This is a genomic window from Peribacillus sp. SRI_006 (assembly GCF_057586375.1).
Genome location: NZ_JBYCZT010000011.1, coordinates 88,992 through 106,130, shown reverse-complemented (window position 1 = coordinate 106,130; position 17,139 = coordinate 88,992). Strand labels below are relative to the sequence as shown.

The 17,139-nt window shown below is 42.6% G+C and carries 22 protein-coding genes; 14 read left to right on the top strand and 8 right to left on the bottom strand.

Annotated features, from left to right (window positions below; genetic code table 11):
• Positions 1 to 37: 37 nt before the first annotated feature.
• The gene (locus AC2YHV_RS17205; RefSeq protein ID WP_034315946.1) at positions 38 to 385 is read right to left on the bottom strand and encodes a YojF family protein; all 348 of its coding nucleotides are present in this window, start codon (positions 383 to 385) and stop codon (positions 38 to 40) included.
• Between the two features lie 124 nt (positions 386 to 509).
• Positions 510 to 1,337, bottom strand: a complete 828-nt coding sequence (gene pdxK / locus AC2YHV_RS17200; protein WP_487373682.1) for a pyridoxine/pyridoxal/pyridoxamine kinase — start codon at positions 1,335 to 1,337, stop codon at positions 510 to 512.
• A gap of 370 nt (positions 1,338 to 1,707) precedes the next feature.
• Between pdxK and mobA the strand changes: the two genes are divergently transcribed.
• From mobA to AC2YHV_RS17180, 4 genes are read left to right on the top strand one after another with little or no spacing between them, the layout of a single operon-like run.
• The gene (gene mobA, locus AC2YHV_RS17195; RefSeq protein ID WP_487373680.1) at positions 1,708 to 2,328 is read left to right on the top strand and encodes a molybdenum cofactor guanylyltransferase; all 621 of its coding nucleotides are present in this window, start codon (positions 1,708 to 1,710) and stop codon (positions 2,326 to 2,328) included.
• 2 nt (positions 2,329 to 2,330) lie between these two features.
• A complete protein-coding gene (locus AC2YHV_RS17190; RefSeq protein WP_053536924.1) occupies positions 2,331 to 2,795 on the top strand; it encodes a molybdenum cofactor biosynthesis protein MoaE in 465 nt (154 codons plus the stop codon).
• Positions 2,788 to 3,021, top strand: coding sequence for a molybdopterin converting factor subunit 1 (moaD, locus tag AC2YHV_RS17185; protein ID WP_487373679.1), 234 nt, complete (start codon positions 2,788 to 2,790; stop codon positions 3,019 to 3,021). Before AC2YHV_RS17190 ends, moaD begins: the two co-directional genes overlap by 8 nt.
• Before the next feature lie 24 nt (positions 3,022 to 3,045).
• Positions 3,046 to 4,065, top strand: a complete 1,020-nt coding sequence (locus AC2YHV_RS17180; protein WP_487373678.1) for a MoeB/ThiF family adenylyltransferase — start codon at positions 3,046 to 3,048, stop codon at positions 4,063 to 4,065.
• 75 nt (positions 4,066 to 4,140) lie between these two features.
• Here the strand turns inward: AC2YHV_RS17180 and AC2YHV_RS17175 are convergent, their stop codons facing one another.
• Positions 4,141 to 4,488 (bottom strand): YflT domain-containing protein, encoded by a 348-nt coding sequence (locus AC2YHV_RS17175; RefSeq protein ID WP_053536921.1) that lies wholly within the window; start codon positions 4,486 to 4,488, stop codon positions 4,141 to 4,143.
• A gap of 135 nt (positions 4,489 to 4,623) precedes the next feature.
• Positions 4,624 to 6,057, bottom strand: coding sequence for a phospholipase D family protein (locus AC2YHV_RS17170; RefSeq protein ID WP_487373677.1), 1,434 nt, complete (start codon positions 6,055 to 6,057; stop codon positions 4,624 to 4,626).
• Positions 6,058 to 6,209: 152 nt separating this feature from the next.
• On the opposite strand from AC2YHV_RS17170, the gene AC2YHV_RS17165 reads away from it, so the two are divergent.
• The 3 genes from AC2YHV_RS17165 (at position 6,210) to AC2YHV_RS17155 (ending at position 7,810) form a co-directional block, all read left to right on the top strand.
• Positions 6,210 to 6,890, top strand: a complete 681-nt coding sequence (locus AC2YHV_RS17165; protein WP_057278207.1) for a uracil-DNA glycosylase — start codon at positions 6,210 to 6,212, stop codon at positions 6,888 to 6,890.
• A gap of 270 nt (positions 6,891 to 7,160) precedes the next feature.
• Entirely contained in the window at positions 7,161 to 7,418 is a 258-nt protein-coding gene (locus AC2YHV_RS17160; protein WP_487373676.1) for a YwdI family protein, read from the top strand.
• A gap of 23 nt (positions 7,419 to 7,441) precedes the next feature.
• On the top strand, positions 7,442 to 7,810 hold the full coding sequence (locus AC2YHV_RS17155; RefSeq protein WP_053536916.1) for a DUF423 domain-containing protein: 369 nt from the start codon (positions 7,442 to 7,444) through the stop codon (positions 7,808 to 7,810).
• A gap of 303 nt (positions 7,811 to 8,113) precedes the next feature.
• Here AC2YHV_RS17155 and gerQ read toward each other — a convergent pair whose 3' ends face one another.
• Together gerQ and hemQ are read right to left on the bottom strand one after the other, a co-directional pair.
• Positions 8,114 to 8,629, bottom strand: a complete 516-nt coding sequence (gene gerQ / locus AC2YHV_RS17150) for a spore coat protein GerQ (protein ID WP_268563621.1) — start codon at positions 8,627 to 8,629, stop codon at positions 8,114 to 8,116.
• 415 nt (positions 8,630 to 9,044) lie between these two features.
• Positions 9,045 to 9,794 carry a hydrogen peroxide-dependent heme synthase gene (hemQ, locus tag AC2YHV_RS17145; protein WP_053536913.1) on the bottom strand — a complete coding sequence of 250 codons (750 nt, stop codon included), beginning with the start codon at positions 9,792 to 9,794 and terminating at the stop codon, positions 9,045 to 9,047.
• Between the two features lie 239 nt (positions 9,795 to 10,033).
• Here hemQ and pta point away from each other — a divergent pair, with 239 nt between their 5' ends.
• On the top strand, positions 10,034 to 11,020 hold the full coding sequence (pta, locus tag AC2YHV_RS17140) for a phosphate acetyltransferase (RefSeq protein ID WP_034315909.1): 987 nt from the start codon (positions 10,034 to 10,036) through the stop codon (positions 11,018 to 11,020).
• 34 nt (positions 11,021 to 11,054) lie between these two features.
• Complete coding sequence (gene lipL / locus AC2YHV_RS17135; RefSeq protein WP_487373675.1) at positions 11,055 to 11,903, top strand: octanoyl-[GcvH]:protein N-octanoyltransferase; 849 nt, start codon at positions 11,055 to 11,057, stop codon at positions 11,901 to 11,903.
• A 230-nt stretch (positions 11,904 to 12,133) separates the two neighbouring features.
• Here lipL and AC2YHV_RS17130 read toward each other — a convergent pair whose 3' ends face one another.
• Positions 12,134 to 12,880: an RsfA family transcriptional regulator gene (locus AC2YHV_RS17130; protein ID WP_095390579.1), complete on the bottom strand. Its 747-nt coding sequence runs from the start codon at positions 12,878 to 12,880 to the stop codon at positions 12,134 to 12,136.
• A 269-nt stretch (positions 12,881 to 13,149) separates the two neighbouring features.
• On the opposite strand from AC2YHV_RS17130, the gene AC2YHV_RS17125 reads away from it, so the two are divergent.
• The 3 genes from AC2YHV_RS17125 to AC2YHV_RS17115 all read left to right on the top strand — a co-directional run bounded on the left by AC2YHV_RS17125 (position 13,150) and on the right by AC2YHV_RS17115 (position 15,456).
• Positions 13,150 to 13,371: a YuzB family protein gene (locus AC2YHV_RS17125; RefSeq protein ID WP_034315903.1), complete on the top strand. Its 222-nt coding sequence runs from the start codon at positions 13,150 to 13,152 to the stop codon at positions 13,369 to 13,371.
• Between the two features lie 235 nt (positions 13,372 to 13,606).
• Positions 13,607 to 14,914, top strand: coding sequence for an HD domain-containing protein (locus AC2YHV_RS17120; protein WP_487373674.1), 1,308 nt, complete (start codon positions 13,607 to 13,609; stop codon positions 14,912 to 14,914).
• 32 nt (positions 14,915 to 14,946) lie between these two features.
• The gene (locus tag AC2YHV_RS17115; protein ID WP_034315899.1) at positions 14,947 to 15,456 is read left to right on the top strand and encodes a YwgA family protein; all 510 of its coding nucleotides are present in this window, start codon (positions 14,947 to 14,949) and stop codon (positions 15,454 to 15,456) included.
• A 29-nt stretch (positions 15,457 to 15,485) separates the two neighbouring features.
• Here AC2YHV_RS17115 and thmT read toward each other — a convergent pair whose 3' ends face one another.
• Positions 15,486 to 15,671 carry a 2-hydroxymuconate tautomerase gene (thmT, locus tag AC2YHV_RS17110; RefSeq protein WP_034315897.1) on the bottom strand — a complete coding sequence of 62 codons (186 nt, stop codon included), beginning with the start codon at positions 15,669 to 15,671 and terminating at the stop codon, positions 15,486 to 15,488.
• Positions 15,672 to 15,810: 139 nt separating this feature from the next.
• On the opposite strand from thmT, the gene AC2YHV_RS17105 reads away from it, so the two are divergent.
• Positions 15,811 to 16,485 (top strand): site-2 protease family protein, encoded by a 675-nt coding sequence (locus tag AC2YHV_RS17105; RefSeq protein WP_194719487.1) that lies wholly within the window; start codon positions 15,811 to 15,813, stop codon positions 16,483 to 16,485.
• 34 nt (positions 16,486 to 16,519) lie between these two features.
• A complete protein-coding gene (locus AC2YHV_RS17100) occupies positions 16,520 to 17,029 on the top strand; it encodes a YwhD family protein (RefSeq protein WP_098185023.1) in 510 nt (169 codons plus the stop codon).
• The last annotated feature ends 110 nt before the right edge of the window (positions 17,030 to 17,139 follow it).

Genomic DNA, 17,139 nt, shown 5'->3' with positions numbered 1-17,139 from the left:
CGGAATCATCATATGATATATATCAAGCAAGTTGTCATCATTCAAAGGGAGTGGGACTGAGCTGCATGGAGACAGCAAGCTTTCCGGAAAAATCAAGGCCTGCCAATAGCAATCTCCCCTGTTCATCCATTTCGAAGTGGTTAACGCCTTCTGCATATACCCAGCCAATATTGAGCTTCAAGCCGATGCGGTAGGGTCCATCCCCAACTATCTTGCCATGTTCATACTGAATAAAAGCGTTACGAATATAAGCACCTGCCGAGAAGAAAGCTTCATCTACATGAGTGGCATAGGCGCCATTTGTCGTTTCAAGGTGAAGATATACATCTTGTCCGGCGAAAGAATCAATGGCATTTTGCACCTCTGTACGGTCTATAGGTTTCATTCGATAATTTCCTCCTTAACTGGGCGGCTAGATAAGCTTTTCCTTCTTTCTATTTTACTAGATAAAAACAAAAAAAGCGAAAAAGGCCGCTCGATGAATTTGAGCGGCCATTAAACTTGATGTTTTATTTTTTTGTTTTTTCCGCAACCCCATATTTATGGTATGCACCATGATTGACGGGTCCGACATAGTCATTCATTTTCCAAGAATGGCGAACCGCTTCGGTGATGAAGTCTTTGGAAACGAGGATAGCTTCACGCGGGCTTTTCCCTTCAGCCAATTGAGCTGCAATGGCGGCAGAAGATGAACAGCCGGCACCATGTGTATTGGTCGTTTCGATTTTTTCCGATTCAAGGATTTCAAATTCTTGTCCATCATATAAAAGGTCGATGGCTTTATCATGATCAAGCTTATTACCGCCTTTGATCAAGACATATTTTGCACCAAGTGCATGAATCTTTTCAGCTGCAGCCCTCATATCATCAATCGACTTGATAGGAGCAGTTCCCGCTAACTGAGCGGCCTCGAACAGGTTAGGTGTGACTACAGTTGCACGTGGAACAAGCAGTTCGCGTAGTGCTACAGCCGTTTCAGGGTGCAATACTTCATCTTCACCTTTACATACCATAACTGGATCGATTACGACTTTGTCCAGCTTCAACTCATCTATTTTACGGGCAACAAGTTCAATGATTTCCACTGATCCAAGCATTCCTGTCTTCATGGCATCAATGCCTATTGATAGAATCGTTTCGATTTGGGCTTCCAAAACTTCGACCGGTGTAGGGAATACATTATGGGCCCAGCCATTCTTCGGATCCATCGTCACGATTGTCGTTAAAGCGGACATACCGTAAACGCCGAATTCTTGGAATGTCTTTAAATCTGCTTGAAGACCTGCGCCGCCGCTCGAATCAGATCCGGCAACTGTCATAGCTCTTTTCATAGTCATTATGTGACCTCCTCAGGAGAATTAGATATCGATATTATCAGCATACCAGTTAATATCCTATTTTTAGAATATACCAAAATTTCTTTTATGTAAAACTTAGCTTTCAGCCTACTATGAGTGTCTTGGCGAATGAAGGGCAATCGCCTCGTATAAGTCATTTTTCGAACCTGTAATTAAGGAAATTGGATGGATCTCAGCATGCACTTTTAGCTTCGGACCCTGCCTCCAACTTTTGATGGACAAAGCAAAGGTTGTGAAAGTGTCATTATTTTCAAATTTGATTTAAAATATTTAAATATAGTGGAGACACATTTAGTATAGCTTTTCCGTTCGATGCTGGATTAAACCCAAAAAAGGGAGGTTGATTTCTATGGAGTGGACCATGTTGCTTTTAGCTGGCGGGAAATCAAGCCGTATGGGAGTGAATAAGGCACTTTTGACCGTAGGCGGCGTTGTGAACATTTCAAGAGTGGCATCCGAGTTGAAAAAGGTGTCAGAAAACATTATGGTCATTACGAATACGTTTGAAGAATATCATTTTCTGCAACTTCCGCTCATTCCGGATTTACATAAAGATCAAGGACCTCTTGGTGGATTGCATGCAGGGTTGACCTCATCGAAAACGGAGCTTCAGTTCCTTGCAGCGTGCGATATGCCGTTTGTGAGTGCAGATGCCATAAAGGATATCATTACCCATTATGAACCTGGATTCGATGCTGTCATTCCAGAAATAAATGGCAGGCTCCAGCCGCTTTTTGCTGTTTACCATAAAAGGTGTCTTTCTGTACTGACGGAGTGTTTATTAAAACATGAATTAAAAATGAGTCTATTCTTGGAAAAGATCTCGGTGAAAATCATGAAAGAAACCGACTTTACGTTAAATCGCGAGAATCCTGAACAATTTCACTACCTTTTTTTCAATATGAATACGAGGGAAGATTATCAAGAGGCAGATTATATTGATCAAACTGAATTATATAAAGGATGGTAGACATGAATTATAATATTTCAAAAGAGCCGATTGTCATCCAGGAAGTGATTGATAAAGTAGTCAGTCGAAATGCGGGTGCCGTCACGACTTTCATTGGTACAGTGAGGGAAATGACGAAAGGAAAAAAGACCCTCTTCTTAATTTACGAAGCGTATGTACCGATGGCCATCAAGAAATTGGAGCAAATCGGATCTGAGATCAAGGAGCGTTGGCCTGATGCAGAAACGGCGATCACCCATCGTGTAGGTAAACTTGAAATCACGGATATCGCAGTGGTTATTGCCGTTAGTACGCCACACCGAAATGATGCATATGAGGCCAATAGGTATGCGATCGAAAGAATTAAAGAAATCGTCCCGATTTGGAAAAAAGAACATTGGGAAGATGGGGAAACCTGGGTAGGAAACCAGTTGGAAACCGTTCCATATCCATCAGGGAAACCGGAAGAGGGGGATATTGATGATTAATGTACTTTTATTTGCCCAATTGAAAGATGAGCTAGGCAAAGAGACTGTTTCAATAGAAGGAAATGGAATGACTGTTGCCCAGCTAAAAGGAAAGATGAAGGTGGATTTTCAATTGGAAGGTCTTGAAACCGTGATGACAGCGGTCAATGAGGAATTTGCTGATGATGACACGATTTTATCTGATGGAGATACAGTTGCTTTCATTCCGCCAGTAAGTGGAGGGTGAAGCGTCCGGAAGGGAGGGCTCACGGTGAAAGAGCGATATTCAAGGCAAACTTTATTCGCCCCAGTTGGTGAAGGGGGCCAATTGAAAATTATGAAGAAGCATGTCTTGCTTCTTGGTGCAGGGGCTTTGGGATCTGCTAATGCCGAGGCCCTTACTCGTGCAGGAGTAGGGAAGCTTACCATTGTCGACAGGGATTATGTCGAAACGAGTAATTTACAGCGCCAACAAATGTATACGGAACGGGATGTCGCGGAGAAACTGCCAAAAGCAGAGGCGGCAAAGCGTCATTTATTGGATATCAACCATGAAGTTGAAGTGAATGCCATCATCATGGATGCAACTGCCCAGAATCTCGAACGGCTGCTTGGTGATGTTGATTTGATATTGGATGCAACCGATAACTTTGAGACACGGATGATTATTAATGATTTATCACAAAAGCTTCATATACCGTGGATTTATGGGGCATGTGTGGGGAGCGTGGGCATGACTTTGACGATCCTTCCCGGGCAGACTCCATGTTTGCACTGTTTGCTTAAAGCGATCCCGATTCAAGGAATGACCTGTGACACAGGAGGGATCATATCACCAGCTGTTACGATGGTAGTGGCACACCAAACTGCCGAGGCTTTGAAAATCCTTGTTGAAGATTGGGAATCGGTACGGCCTGCACTAGTTTCTTTTGATCTGTGGAGAAATCAATACCAAACCGTTAAATTGACAAAAGCGAGAAAGAAAGATTGTCTCTCATGCGGAGAGCAGAGGACATACCCCTTTTTAACAATGGAAAATGCAACGAAAACGGCTGTTCTTTGCGGGAGGGACACTGTACAGGTAAGACCGCCAAAACCTCTGGAACTGCAACTCGAAAAATTAGCCAAAGATCTGGACGGCAGCGGTTATTTGGTGAAATTCAATCCGTTTCTTCTCTCCTGTGAAAAAGCTGGGGAACGTATCGTCATTTTCAAGGATGGCAGGGCGTTGATTCACGGTACGAAGGATATGGTCCATGCAAAGGCCGCGTACCAAAGCATCCTGGGATAATGCTCAAAAAAAACGAGGCCTCAGGTTTTGGGGCCTCGTTTTTTTATGAATCCATATAGGGTAATGGTACGGGTTTTAGTGTGTGACCCCGTCTTTGTTATCTTGTTTGGAAGCAACGATGACTACTTTTCCTTCGTCAAGAACTTCCTCGTAACGCTCTGCCTCCATATCGCTAAGGCCAAGGTTGCTCATTCGATTACGAAGTTCATCTCCGCGAGATTTAAAGAGATTTCCGACGGTATCAAGGAAACCTTGTTCCTTCATGCCTACACCTTCTGTATTTGTATTCTCGGTAAGGTGTTTAGAACGGGTTTTATCATGGGCAAACAAATATACATCGTCTTTCGTATAACCTGATGTAACTAATTCATCGATTTTTTCCTTTGCTTGTAAACCGTTTTCTACTACATGTACTTGATACATATAAACTCCTCCTTGAATTTCATTAAGGTTTTCTTGAAAATAGGTAAATGGAATCTTGCTTATTACAGTTGCTGATTGGCTATAGTAGTATATAACCTCATTTGGGCCCTGTTAAACATTTATCTCAAAGAATATTTAGTAAGTGGTGAAGCGGAATACCTTCTGTATGCGGTAGGTCAAGTATTTGAAGACAGGCAGTTTCTTTTGGTATTCACTGTAATCCAACGTGTATGTTCCGTTTTGATTTGTCCAGAGTCTATGGAAATAGCTGTCGACATCCTTGGAAACGTCCGCATCATTTGGAGCATGGATTTCAACATTCGCTTCAAGGTTATAGTCATCTAGATTTCGTGAAGTATAATTAGCCGATCCTCCAAGAATGACCGTTTCATCAGCCTTTCGGATCATCATCAATTTTGTATGGAACTGTTCTTTATCTGTTTTATACCAGCGGATCGAGATGTTTTCATCCCCAAGTTTTTCGAATTCGGCGGCAACCGGAAGATTGGGCAGCCCGATTTTTTCACTTCCGAATGCGTTTTGATTCGGATCCAATATCATTTCAATCTTCACACCCCGTTTAGCTGCATCCGTTAATGCCTCGACAACCTCGCGATCGGCAATGTAGAACATGGCAAGATGGATCTTGTCACCTTTTTCGGCATCCTTAATTGCCTTTAGGACATGTTTATTGATTTTTCCTTCCGTTAGCAGTTGTACTGATATCGGCCCTTTATCAGCTGATTTCTCCTTGAACTCAGGAAATGACTTTGGTCCTCCCGAGAATTTCGAAGCGGCTTCTTCGGCTTTAACGAAATCGCCGATGATATTCCCGTCCATCTGGAAGGCAATATTGGAGTGGAAGCCACTTGCGTCATGAGGATTGGCAGATGAGATGATGGCCGTTTTTTCAGTCGCGACCACTTTTCTGTGATTGGCTTTGATATTCATCAGTCTAAGATAAGAACGCAAGGTGACCTTTGGTGCGCTTTTAGCCATTGGATTGACAATCCAGCCTTTCCCTCTTTCACCGAACCATTGGAAAAAGGTCCGATATACACCTGAATAGAGAGGATTCGGATCCCGGAGGCGGTCTAAGTTGGTAACAATGACATCAATTCCATTTTTCTTCATCGTTTCCAATGCCTCTAACTGGTAGGCATTATAGGAAGTATTCACTTCATCAGTAATGAATATAATCTGGAGGTCAGGTTTCTTTTTCTTCTGTTCAACCAGATTATCCTTCAGCGTCTCGGTTAACTTCGGGAAGTTTATCTTTTCATCATAAAAAGCATTAAACAAAAACATATCGATTACGATATAAGAATCAGCCTCTTCTATGGCTTGATTTATGGTTTGGAAAATTCGCTGCTCATGTTGCAGATTCCCTTGTTCGTCGTGATAGGAAAGATTATAGATGAAATCGATATCCTCGACATGATGAACCTTCCCTTCATAAGAAATGCCATCGGGAAGTGGCTTGTAGCTGTTATAGGCAATGACGATTGCAATGATGATTAAAATGCTGACAAGCAGATAAAATCGTTTTCTTTTGTACCACTTTTTCATAGGAAAGCCTCCAACATGGTTAAATTGCTTGCTAACTTTCTATTTTCCCCTTTTTGGGGTATATAGAAACATAAATCGTAATCTATGGAAAAAGGCAAGGCGATGAAGTTTGATATAATATAGTTTCAAAAAGCGGAGAGGGGCTGTGGCAGATGGCAAAGCAGTTTTTAACAAATGATTGGTGGCCTCTATTGAAAGAGGAATTCAAAAAAGAATATTACCAGGAGCTATGGGAATTCATAAAGCAAGAGTACAGTCAGCAAGTCATTCATCCGGATCAGGACGATATTTTCAATGCGCTTCACTATACTCCTTTCGAAGATGTAAAGGTTGTCATCCTTGGACAGGACCCTTACCATGGCCAGGGTCAGGCGCATGGCCTTAGTTTTTCAGTCAAGCCGGAGGTGCGCATCCCGCCCTCTTTAAGAAATATCTTTAAAGAGTTACACACCGATCTTGGCTATGAGGTACCAGATAATGGTTACCTGGTCGAATGGGCAAAACAGGGAGTGCTTCTATTGAATACCGTCTTGACTGTCCGTGAGGGAGAGGCGCATTCACACCGCGGAAAAGGATGGGAAATCTTTACGAATCAAATTATTCGCCTATTGAATGACCGTCCGAAACCGGTTGTATTCATCCTGTGGGGGAAACCTGCTCAAACCAAAATCCCTTTGATTGATGAAGCCCGCCATAAAATCATTAAGTCTGTACATCCGAGTCCGCTGTCGGCTTCCCGTGGTTTCTTTGGCACCAAACCATTTTCCAAAACAAATCAATTGCTGATGGAAATGGGGGAATCTCCAATTGATTGGAAAATCCCGAACCGATGATATCGGCAAGAGAACGAAACGGGTGAATTGTATGGCTTGCCGTCATTTCTATATAACTTGGGATCTCAGTTTTCCAAAAGGCTGCCGTGCTTTTCAATTCAAAACATCAAACCAGCCTTCTCTTGATGTCTTTCGTTCTTCAGGAGAGCCATGCTTGAAATTTCAAGCAAAGCCAATTAAAAGGTAGGAAATATGCAAGGTGTTTTCTTCTCTGATTTTTGCTATGCTAGTTATGATAGTTTTGACCTGTATATAGACGAGGTGGTAAAGTTGGATATTTCATCAAGACAAATGTTAGATAAAATCGAAGAGCTTGTTTTAAAAGCGAAACAGACAAATTCAGAGGATAAGGTGCAAGGGTATGTAATGGCCATTAAGTCCCTTTGTGAAGTGATGGTTGATGAAAAAGCTGCGAACATCAGCATACAGAAGCCAATCACATTGACCCAGCCCGTCATGCCGGCTACACCGAATGTAGAACCGGTTAAAATGGATGAGGCCAATGGGGAGTCCTTGTTCGATTTTTAAATTAGGGAAGGGGAGCGAAATAATTGAAACTGTTCATCATTTTAGGTGCATTGAATGGGTTTATTGCTGTGGCACTTGGTGCATTCGGTGCACACGGCCTGGAAGGGAAAATTCCTGATAAATATTTGGAAACTTGGCAAACCGCTGTTCAATATCAAATGTTCCACGCGGTGGGTTTATTGGTGCTCGGTTTATTGGCTGGGAAAATTGATAGTCCGCTGATCAACTGGTCCGGCTGGCTTATGCTAATAGGAATTATCCTATTTTCCGGAAGCCTATTCGTTCTAAGCGTTACGCAAATCAAAGTCCTTGGTGCCATCACACCGCTTGGCGGAGTTTCTTTCTTGGTTGCTTGGGTCTTAATGATCATTGCTGCGTATAAATACTTGTAAGGTCAGCTGAGGCTGTAGACAAATTCGAAGAAATCGAGTTTGCCTGCAGTTTTTTTTATGGATTATACAATTTGGACGTACATTACCGCTGCAGGCACTCGCTTATCCAGAGGCGGGCTCGCACCTTTTTCTCCAATCAACTTTGTTATTACATTTAGATAGAAACCATACCTGATGAGTTGAAGGTGGAATGTTCCGAACCTCTACAAACTGAGCTGATCGATCTTTTTGGAAAAAGTCATTCCAATATAAGAAGAGCCTCGGAATTAAATAGATTCTGAGGCTCTTCTATATAGGATTTTTTTACCTTGGCGAATAGGTGGTAAGCCCAGTGCCTCCAAATGGATATTCATATTCGATTTCTTCATCGAACGTTATATAATCTAAGTATACCATCGGGATTAAGTATCGTTTTCCCGTTTGAGGATCGCTTATGATTAAATGATCGCGTCCTGCAGCCTCGATGATTCCTTTGAAGATCTTGGCATTCCATTCCTTGTTGTTTTCAAACGTTGTATAAACAGTGGCCAATTTCCCTTTATTCAAACGCAAGATGTTCTCGATGTACGACTGTTCGACCGGAAGCATGCCAGGTATCTGCGGTCCGGAAGTGGCTGGATTCACCTGCATCGGCATTTGTTGTGGCGTGCCTGCCATAGTCGGCTGTTGTGGCTGGTATGGTGGTTGTTGGTATCCTTGCTGCGGGTAACCCTGCTGCTGGTTAGGATTCTGCTGCCTTAGTTCAGGCTCATTATTTTCATAGGGGTAATAAGGGCTTCCTCCGTACGGGTAATTACCATAAGGATTATTTTGTGACATTGCATTCCCTCCTGAATTCAAGGTTTAGTTGATGCTGTGGAATTTGGATAATCCGAGAGTGTGGACTGGGAGAAACAGTGCGATTTATAGCGACCGGTAGTATTGTATATGTTTTCTGGACAATCCCCGGGTGGCTTAAAAAACCACAATGAATGTTAAGCGATACATAACGGCTGCCGTTCATGATATAAGCCATATCCTCTTGCCGGCTAATGAATAGAAGTAACGTTCCTTCACCTCGCTGGAGTCAGGAATTGCCTTGATCAATTTTCCTGAAGCTGAATGGGACTGTGAAAAAATAAATTCATCACTATTGAAAATGTATGGGATGGGGATTGGATTTATTCCACAGCCGGGGAAAAAATAAAAAGGAGCGGACGCAAAAAAAGCTTCCGGAGACCGGAAGCCCTTCGTCTTAAACGTATAGGAATGAAGATACATTTTCTTCAGGCAGGATATTGCCTACAAAGAAAGAGCCAAATGCAGCGTATCGTGCACTCACTTCATCAAAACGCATTTCATAGATTAATTTTTTGAATTGAAGGACATCATCTGCGAATAGAGTCACGCCCCATTCATAATCGTCAAAACCGACAGAACCTGAAATGATTTGTTTTACTTTACCGGCATAACTGCGGCCAATCAAGCCGTGGGAACGCATTAAGCCTTTGCGCTCTTCCATGGAAAGCATATACCAGTTATCATCGCCATCACGACGCTTGTCCATTGGATAGAAGCATACATGTTTCGCTTTTGGCAGTATCGGATAAAGTCTGGAACGAACATGAGGGTTCTGGTATGGGTCCTCACCATCTCCGCCAGCTAAGTAATTGCTTAATTCCACGACCGAAACGTATGAATAAGCGGGAATTGTATATTCGGCAAGCTTCGTTTTGTTGAATTCGTTTTCGATTGCATTCAATTCTTCCATGGTCGGGCGGGCAAACATAAGCATGAAGTCCGCTTTCTGACCAACGATGGAATATAGGGCATGGCTGCCTTCATTGTCGCTTTGTGTCATATTCCATTTATCCAGTAAACCTTGGAATTCCGAGATGGCCAATTGGCGTTCGTCACTTGATAACGTTTTCCAAGAAGCCCAGTCGATCAGGCGGAAATCATGTAAACAATACCAGCCGTCCAGAGTTTGTGCTGCTTCACTCATTACAATCACTCCTAAGTCTTATTATAACTTTAATATAGCATAGTTTCAGTATAAGGAAATTTATATCAACCCGCAAACACCATCACTGTTTTTCGGTGTTTCTGTAATTTTCAAATTTGCGGAGGGCTGGAATTTACCTGGCTGCTGGAGTATTCTTAAAAGAAGACGACAATGGATTTTACCGGATGGTTAAATATAGAAAAAATGGGGGAAACGTATCTAAAAAGGAGGAAGAGCCAATGAGTGATTTATTTGAAATATTGGAATCGAAAATTATGGGGCATAATCTAAAGATCGTTTTTCCGGAAGGGTTGGATGAACGGATTTTGGGAGCAGCAGGCAGGCTTGCCCAAGCTAAACTGGTGACACCGGTATTGATCGGGGATATCGGATTGATTCAAGAGAAGGCAAAAGACTTAAAGATCTCCCTTGATGCAATCGAAATATATGATCCGAAGAATTATATCATGATGGATGAAATGGTTGAAGCGTTCGTGAAGGTCCGTGATGGTAAAGACACTGATGTACAAGCACGTGAAATCTTAATGGATGAGAACTATTTTGGAACCATGCTCGTCCATATGAAACTGGCACATGGAATGGTTAGTGGCGCAACGCATTCTACTGCCGATACGGTTCGTCCAGCCTTAAAGATCATTAAAACAAAGCCGGGCGTCCAAAAAACCTCGGGAGTGTTCATCATGGTCCGTGAGGAAGAGAAATATGTATTCGCGGATTGTGCGATCAATATAAACCCGAGTTCCCAGGACCTGGCTGAAATTGCTATAGAAAGTGCGAAGACTGCATTAATGTTCGATATCGAACCGCGTGTGGCGATGCTGAGCTTTTCGACAAAGGGATCGGCAACATCCCCCGAGACCTTAAAAGTGGTTGATGCCGTCGATTTGGCAAAGGAAATGGACCCTGAAGTCATCCTTGATGGGGAATTTCAGTTTGACGCGGCCTTCGTCCCTTCTGTGGCAAGGAAGAAAGCACCGGATTCCCTTATTCAGGGGGATGCGAATGTTTTTATTTTCCCAAGTCTCGAAGCTGGGAACATTAGCTATAAGATGGTACAGCGCTTGGGTGGCTTCGAAGCGGTCGGTCCGATCCTTCAGGGGCTGAATCGTCCGGTGAACGACCTTTCGAGGGGATGCAGTGAAGAGGATGTATATAAACTGGCTGTCATTACAGCTGCACAGGGATTTGTGGCGCAGTATCAATAGGCAGCTTGAGGATTAAATGTAGAGGGAGATTCGTATGGGTGAGACAGATTCATTATTAATGCAGCAAGAGTGGAGGATTATTGATCAATCTTCCGTTGGACCTCAGTTTCCTGCTCTGGAGTCCTTTGCGATGGATGATACATTTTGCGCTTCCGTTGGGTCAGGTAAATCAGCGGCCGTAGCCAGGGCGTGGGTACACCACCGAACCATCGTCATGGGTATACAGGATACGAAGTTGCCTTTTCTTAAAAAGGGCTTGGATCATTTGGAGGAACATGGTTTCCGGGCCATCGTGAGGAATTCCGGAGGGCTTGCAGTCGTCCTGGATGAGGGGGTCCTTAATTTTTCGCTCATTTTTCCTGAAAACGAGCAGAAAATTGAAATCAATCGTGGATATGATGCGATGTGGGAGCTTGTCCAATTGATGTTTGCCGATTTCCCAGTCAAGATGGAGGCGCGGGAAATCGTCGGTTCCTATTGTCCTGGCAGTTATGATTTAAGTATAAATGGGCAAAAGTTTGCCGGTATATCCCAACGCAGGATCCGCAATGGTGTAGCGGTGCAAATCTATTTGTGTGTCAATGGAAGCGGGGCTGAACGTGCCAGTCTCGTGAAGGGTTTTTATGATGCAGCTAAAGGAAATGCAGAAACCAAATTCGCTTATCCTGATATCGTCCCTTCGGTAATGGCATCCCTAACCGAATTGTTGGGTGTGCAATTGAGCGTTCAAGAGGTGATGCTCAGATTCCTTCAAGTATTGAAGGAACATAGCGAAAGGATATTCTCTGACACACTTTCCGCTGAGGAATGGCCGCTGTATGAGGCGTACTTGACGAGAGTGGTCGAACGCAATGATAAAGTGTTCGATGCATTAAAGGATTGATATGAAAGAAGCCGTTCCATTAAGTCAGGAATGGCTTCTTTCATTTAATACGACTTTAGCATTCACTGAAACTGTAAAAGGACTGTATGATAGGCGGAGATAGTATTTCTTCTTTCTTGAAACAATGAAAAAAAGAGCCTTGTTGGCTCCCTTTTTTCGGATAAATAGGGGTGAAACGGCCTCTGGCATGTGGTTGATCTATATAACAGAACCCCACATTATCTTATTTATTACTCGGCCATTTTTTCCAAATTGCCATTCCGGTCCATCTTGAACTTCGTTGCCGGACGTTCCTCTTCCTCTAACAAGACCAGCTTTCTTGCTCGATTCATGATATTCATCAAAGTTTCATAATCTTCCTGCATCAAGCCGCTGTTTTGTTCTAGGTGGCTGATTTTATTCTCCAAATCTTCGTTTCGCTTTTTCAGTCCTTTAATTTCAAGCTTCAATCTTTCATTTTCGGTTTTTAATACTTCGGCTTGAAGCATGCGGCCGTTCATGGATTCCAAATAGGCGATGACGGCATCAAGGCTCATGGCCGATTCCAAAGTAACTGGTGTGTGCTGTGTCTTAGGAGTGAGGGCTTCTGCCACAACGAATTCCTCTGCTGCTTCATAATTGGCAGTATCGACTTCGGTATTCAACTCTAGTTCCTCCTCTTGTACATGGGGAACCATTATGTCGGAAATCGTTGGGGACGGCGGTGTATAAAGAAGCCGTTTTTTCCCTCCTTGATCTTTTCCAAGGATCCTTTGCCGCTGCTTACGCTGTTTCTTGGCAAGGGATAGCGCTTTATCATAATTATGGCGGACAACTGCATTCCAGCGGAATCCGCATGCTGCAGAGGTACGATTCAACTTATCTCCTACCTCTTCAAAAGCATTAAGCTGAGTGCTGCCTTCCCGCACATGGCGCAATACCGTTTCTGCCAAAAGCAAATCATCTTCTTCTGTCCAGGCGTCTTGACGAACCTTCATTTCTACATACTCCCTTTCTGGTAACTTTTAAAATAAATAACTATATAAAATATCGTGTGGCAGTGATTTATGGGTGTTCTACTAGCATTTTGGACAAAATATGGATTTTTTATACAAAAAGGTTAAAAGGATACTAGTTTTTTGATTAATTACATCATTTTTCACATCATTCAGCCCTCTTGATATTCATAAGTAGAAACGGTAAAATACCTTTTAGTCATATAAATGGATGAAATACAGTTTGTCATGGAAAGGATGGTGACCGGAGGATGTCCAATGAATTCAGAGTGTGCGATGACTGCTTGGCGGTAAACATAAAAACATTGATCCCGCGTCTTGAAAAGCTTGATCCCGACGCGAAAATTGAAGTGGGCTGCCAATCCTACTGCGGTCCTGGCAGAAAGAAGTCTTTTGCCTTTGTCAATAACCGTCCGGTTGCTGCACTGACAGAAGATGAGTTACTAGATAAAATCAATAAAAAACTAAAGTAGGATCCATGATATATAGGTAGAGTGGATTGTTTCTTATGATATATGGAACCAGTAATCATCACCCAGATTCGACACACTGCGGTGATTTTTTATTTCCTTATTTTCGAGACAAAACCAGACTGGAACTTCCGTTTTCTTAAAAAATGCCCCCTCTTACTAGCGAGGTGGAAGTTAGGGTTTTTTGTCAAAACACGCTATAATGAGTGCATCGAGATTATGAAAAAGAGGGTAGTTCATGGGATATTCCGGCGAAAAATTACAAGAAGAAAAAGTATTCAAGGATCCGGTGCACCGATATATACATGTTCGTGACCGGGTTATATGGGATTTAATAGGGACGAAGGAATTCCAGCGGCTTCGTAGGATCAAACAGCTGGGAACGACTTATTTAACCTTTCATGGTGCGGAACATAGTCGGCTTAGCCATTCGCTTGGAGTATACGAGATTGTCCGGAGAATCGTGGATGATGTTTTCGAGGGCAGACCGGAATGGAAACCAGAGGAGCGGTTACTATCCTTGTGCGCAGCCCTCCTGCATGATTTGGGTCATGGTCCTTTCTCTCATTCTTTTGAAAAAGTGTTTGATCTGGATCATGAGCAATTCACGCAGCAGATAATCGTCGGCGATACGGAAGTGAATAAGATCCTCCTTAGAGTTGGGCGTGATTTTCCAAAAAAAGTGGCAGAAGTCATCGCGAAAACCTATAAAGGCAAATTAGTAGTCAGCCTGATTTCAAGTCAGATCGATGCTGATAGAATGGACTATTTACAGCGTGATGCTTATTTCACTGGCGTGAGTTATGGTCATTTCGATATGGAAAGGCTTTTGCGTGTGATGAGGCCAAGGGAAGAACATGCCGTCATAAAGCAGAGCGGGATGCATGCGGTTGAGGATTATATCATGAGTCGCTACCAAATGTATTGGCAGGTTTATTTCCATCCAGTTACGAGAAGTGCGGAGGTCATACTTACCAAGATCCTTCATAGGGCGAAACATTTATATGAATCCGGTTATGAGTTTACCCAAGAACCGCACCATTTTTATTCATTGTTCAAGGGAGAAGTGACTTTAACGGACTATTTGAAAATGGATGAATCGGTGATGCTCTATTATTTCGAAGCATGGGAAGAGGAAAACGATGCGATTTTAAAAGATTTATGCACTCGCTTCGTTAACCGTAAACTATTTAAATATGTGGAATTCCATCCGTCGAACAGTCAAATGAACAGATTGATGGAATTAAGGACGCTATTCAAGAAGGCAGGCATCGATCCGGATTATTATCTTGTCGTCGATTCCTCATCAGATCTGCCGTATGATTTTTACCGGCCGGGTGAGGAAGAGGAGAGACTTCCGATTCACTTGCTTAAAAATAATGGCGAAATTCGTGAATTATCACGTGAATCCGAAATTGTCGATGCAATTTCAGGGAAAAGAAGAACGGATCATAAGTTGTATTATCCAGCGGATTTATTGCGTGATGAATCTACGAAGAAAAATATTAAAAAACAGATCCGCAAGCTTTTGGAGCTATCGGATTAAAGTGGTACATTTTTGGTGAGGAGTGACGGGCCTTGTTTAAGGATCATGCAAACATTATCAATGCAATTTCTACTGCCGGTGAAATCTCGGGTCGAAAAAAATTACAAAAAATCGTTTATATCGCGAAGAAGCTGTCCTTCCCATTTCATGAAAAGTTTCAATTTCACTTTTATGGACCGTATTCGGAGGAGTTGACCTTACGGATTGAAGAGCTCTGCGAAATGGGCTACTTGAATGAAGTAAGGGAAAAAAAAGCAGGCTATTATCAATATTGTTATTCGATAACGGATGCCGGCCAGGATTTCCTATCCATACAGGAAGTGGAGATGCCGGCACTTGAGGCATGCTTACAGGATATGAACGAACAGAATGCCAGGTTTTTGGAGCTGGTTTCAACGGTATTATACTTCGACACGCTTGAAAAAGAGGAAGTCACCGAGAAGATTTTTACGCTGAAAAGCAAACAAAAATATACCCTTGAAGAAATTGATGAGGCATATGAATATATTGAGCAGTTAAAAACAAAAGCTAAGCCGAATTGATGGCTTAGCTTTTCCCCATTATGTAGATCTTATAGATCGCTTTTACGGACACCGGCTACGGCTAAATGATTTTTTGACATTTCTTCAATGAAAATCGTCACGGCTTCAGCTGGTGCTCCAGTTGTTTCCGTCACGGCTGCAGTCACCTTTTCGACTAGAGCCTTTTTTTGTTCGTCTGTACGGCCTTCAAGCATTTTGACTGTTACATATGGCATCTCTTTTCCCCCCTTCCTCTCTTATCTTGTAGTGTTTCACAATGGAAAAAGAATTGCAAGACACGGAAGTCAGAGTTTTTTCACTTCTTGAGCTTTTGATGTATACTAACGGTATTAAACATTGGGGGAGAAGCTATCGATGCAATTCTTGGAGCAAATAGAACGGTTTTTGGTTTATCCTTTGGAAAAGCTTCCATATGTCATTGTGTCACTGTTGATCGCATTTACGGTTCATGAATTTTCCCATGCGTATGTGGCCTATAAGTTCGGTGACCCGACAGCAAAGAATGAAGGGAGAGTCACGTTGAATCCGATTTCACATTTGGATCCGATCGGAACTCTGTTGATATTGATAGCCGGATTTGGTTGGGCGAGACCCGTACCGGTCAATCGTTTTCATTTCAAGAATCCAAAATTGGCAGGGGTGCTCGTCTCTTTTGCCGGTCCGTTCAGCAATTTGCTTGTTGCAATTTTGGGGTATTTGATTTTTTACGGGTTGCTGGCGGCAGGCGTTGGACCTGAGTTACCGTTTTTCGTCGAGCCCTTCTTAAATATACTCATAAATTTAAATGTCCTTTTATTTGTATTTAATCTGTTACCGCTGCCGCCTCTCGATGGTTATAGGATCGTTCAGGATCTTGTTTCAGCAGACTTGCGGGCAAAAATGACCCAGTATGAACAATATGGCTCCCTTATTTTTTTGATTCTGATCATCACACCGCTGAGTCAATATACAATTAGACCGATTTTGGATACTGGCATTAAATTTGTAGGAGGCACCTTGAGTCAATTTTTTTCACTTTTGTTTTTTTAACCAATAATGACAAACGATAAAGGGGGATATGAACATGGAAGAACAACCAAAGAAAAAGGTAGGCTTCAATATTATAAAAAACGACCCAACAGAAGGCCATGGCGGATATGGGGCAGGGGTATTAACACTCGATAATATTTCTCCGGTCATCATCGATGTGGATGCGGGTGAAGCAGAAGTCGATATCGGTGCGATGCACGCAAGGAGTGCAGTGGAAAAAGGGATCAAGTTCTTAAAGACTAAAGAGGAAGTCCCGAATGCAAAACCCTACTGGCTTGTTTGGGTGACCATTGAAGCCACTCAAAATGGTCCGCACTATGCAGGTGTGACAGCATGTGAAATGACGGTCGACAGATCAATTAGACGCGGTTACAAATCGCTCCCGGAGCATGTTAACCGGATGGATAAATCGCTAAAACGAAAGATCATCGTTGAGGAAATGGACGATAAATCAAAACGTGTACTCGCAGACTTCCTGAAAAACCATGATGCGGGAATGTGGGAGCGTTCTTCAGATCAGCTGAAGGAGTCATTGACGGTTTGAATCTCGTTTGATGGATGAAATGTTAAGTTTAGTGAAAAATGCACTTGTAGGAAAGCGATAAAATCAGTAAACTTAAAGACAGCAGTTTAGTCACTGTGGAACTAGGACAG

Coding starts and splice junctions, on each gene's coding strand:
- AC2YHV_RS17205 (WP_034315946.1), bottom strand. CDS start 385: ATGAAACCTATAGACCGTACAGAGGTGCAAAATGCCATTGATTCTTTC.
- pdxK (WP_487373682.1), bottom strand. CDS start 1,337: ATGACTATGAAAAGAGCTATGACAGTTGCCGGATCTGATTCGAGCGGC.
- mobA (WP_487373680.1), top strand. CDS start 1,708: ATGGAGTGGACCATGTTGCTTTTAGCTGGCGGGAAATCAAGCCGTATG.
- AC2YHV_RS17190 (WP_053536924.1), top strand. CDS start 2,331: ATGAATTATAATATTTCAAAAGAGCCGATTGTCATCCAGGAAGTGATT.
- moaD (WP_487373679.1), top strand. CDS start 2,788: ATGATTAATGTACTTTTATTTGCCCAATTGAAAGATGAGCTAGGCAAA.
- AC2YHV_RS17175 (WP_053536921.1), bottom strand. CDS start 4,488: ATGTATCAAGTACATGTAGTAGAAAACGGTTTACAAGCAAAGGAAAAA.
- AC2YHV_RS17170 (WP_487373677.1), bottom strand. CDS start 6,057: ATGAAAAAGTGGTACAAAAGAAAACGATTTTATCTGCTTGTCAGCATT.
- AC2YHV_RS17165 (WP_057278207.1), top strand. CDS start 6,210: ATGGCAAAGCAGTTTTTAACAAATGATTGGTGGCCTCTATTGAAAGAG.
- gerQ (WP_268563621.1), bottom strand. CDS start 8,629: ATGTCACAAAATAATCCTTATGGTAATTACCCGTACGGAGGAAGCCCT.
- hemQ (WP_053536913.1), bottom strand. CDS start 9,794: ATGAGTGAAGCAGCACAAACTCTGGACGGCTGGTATTGTTTACATGAT.
- pta (WP_034315909.1), top strand. CDS start 10,034: ATGAGTGATTTATTTGAAATATTGGAATCGAAAATTATGGGGCATAAT.
- lipL (WP_487373675.1), top strand. CDS start 11,055: ATGGGTGAGACAGATTCATTATTAATGCAGCAAGAGTGGAGGATTATT.
- AC2YHV_RS17130 (WP_095390579.1), bottom strand. CDS start 12,880: ATGAAGGTTCGTCAAGACGCCTGGACAGAAGAAGATGATTTGCTTTTG.
- AC2YHV_RS17125 (WP_034315903.1), top strand. CDS start 13,150: ATGTCCAATGAATTCAGAGTGTGCGATGACTGCTTGGCGGTAAACATA.
- AC2YHV_RS17120 (WP_487373674.1), top strand. CDS start 13,607: ATGGGATATTCCGGCGAAAAATTACAAGAAGAAAAAGTATTCAAGGAT.
- thmT (WP_034315897.1), bottom strand. CDS start 15,671: ATGCCATATGTAACAGTCAAAATGCTTGAAGGCCGTACAGACGAACAA.
- AC2YHV_RS17105 (WP_194719487.1), top strand. CDS start 15,811: ATGCAATTCTTGGAGCAAATAGAACGGTTTTTGGTTTATCCTTTGGAA.
- AC2YHV_RS17100 (WP_098185023.1), top strand. CDS start 16,520: ATGGAAGAACAACCAAAGAAAAAGGTAGGCTTCAATATTATAAAAAAC.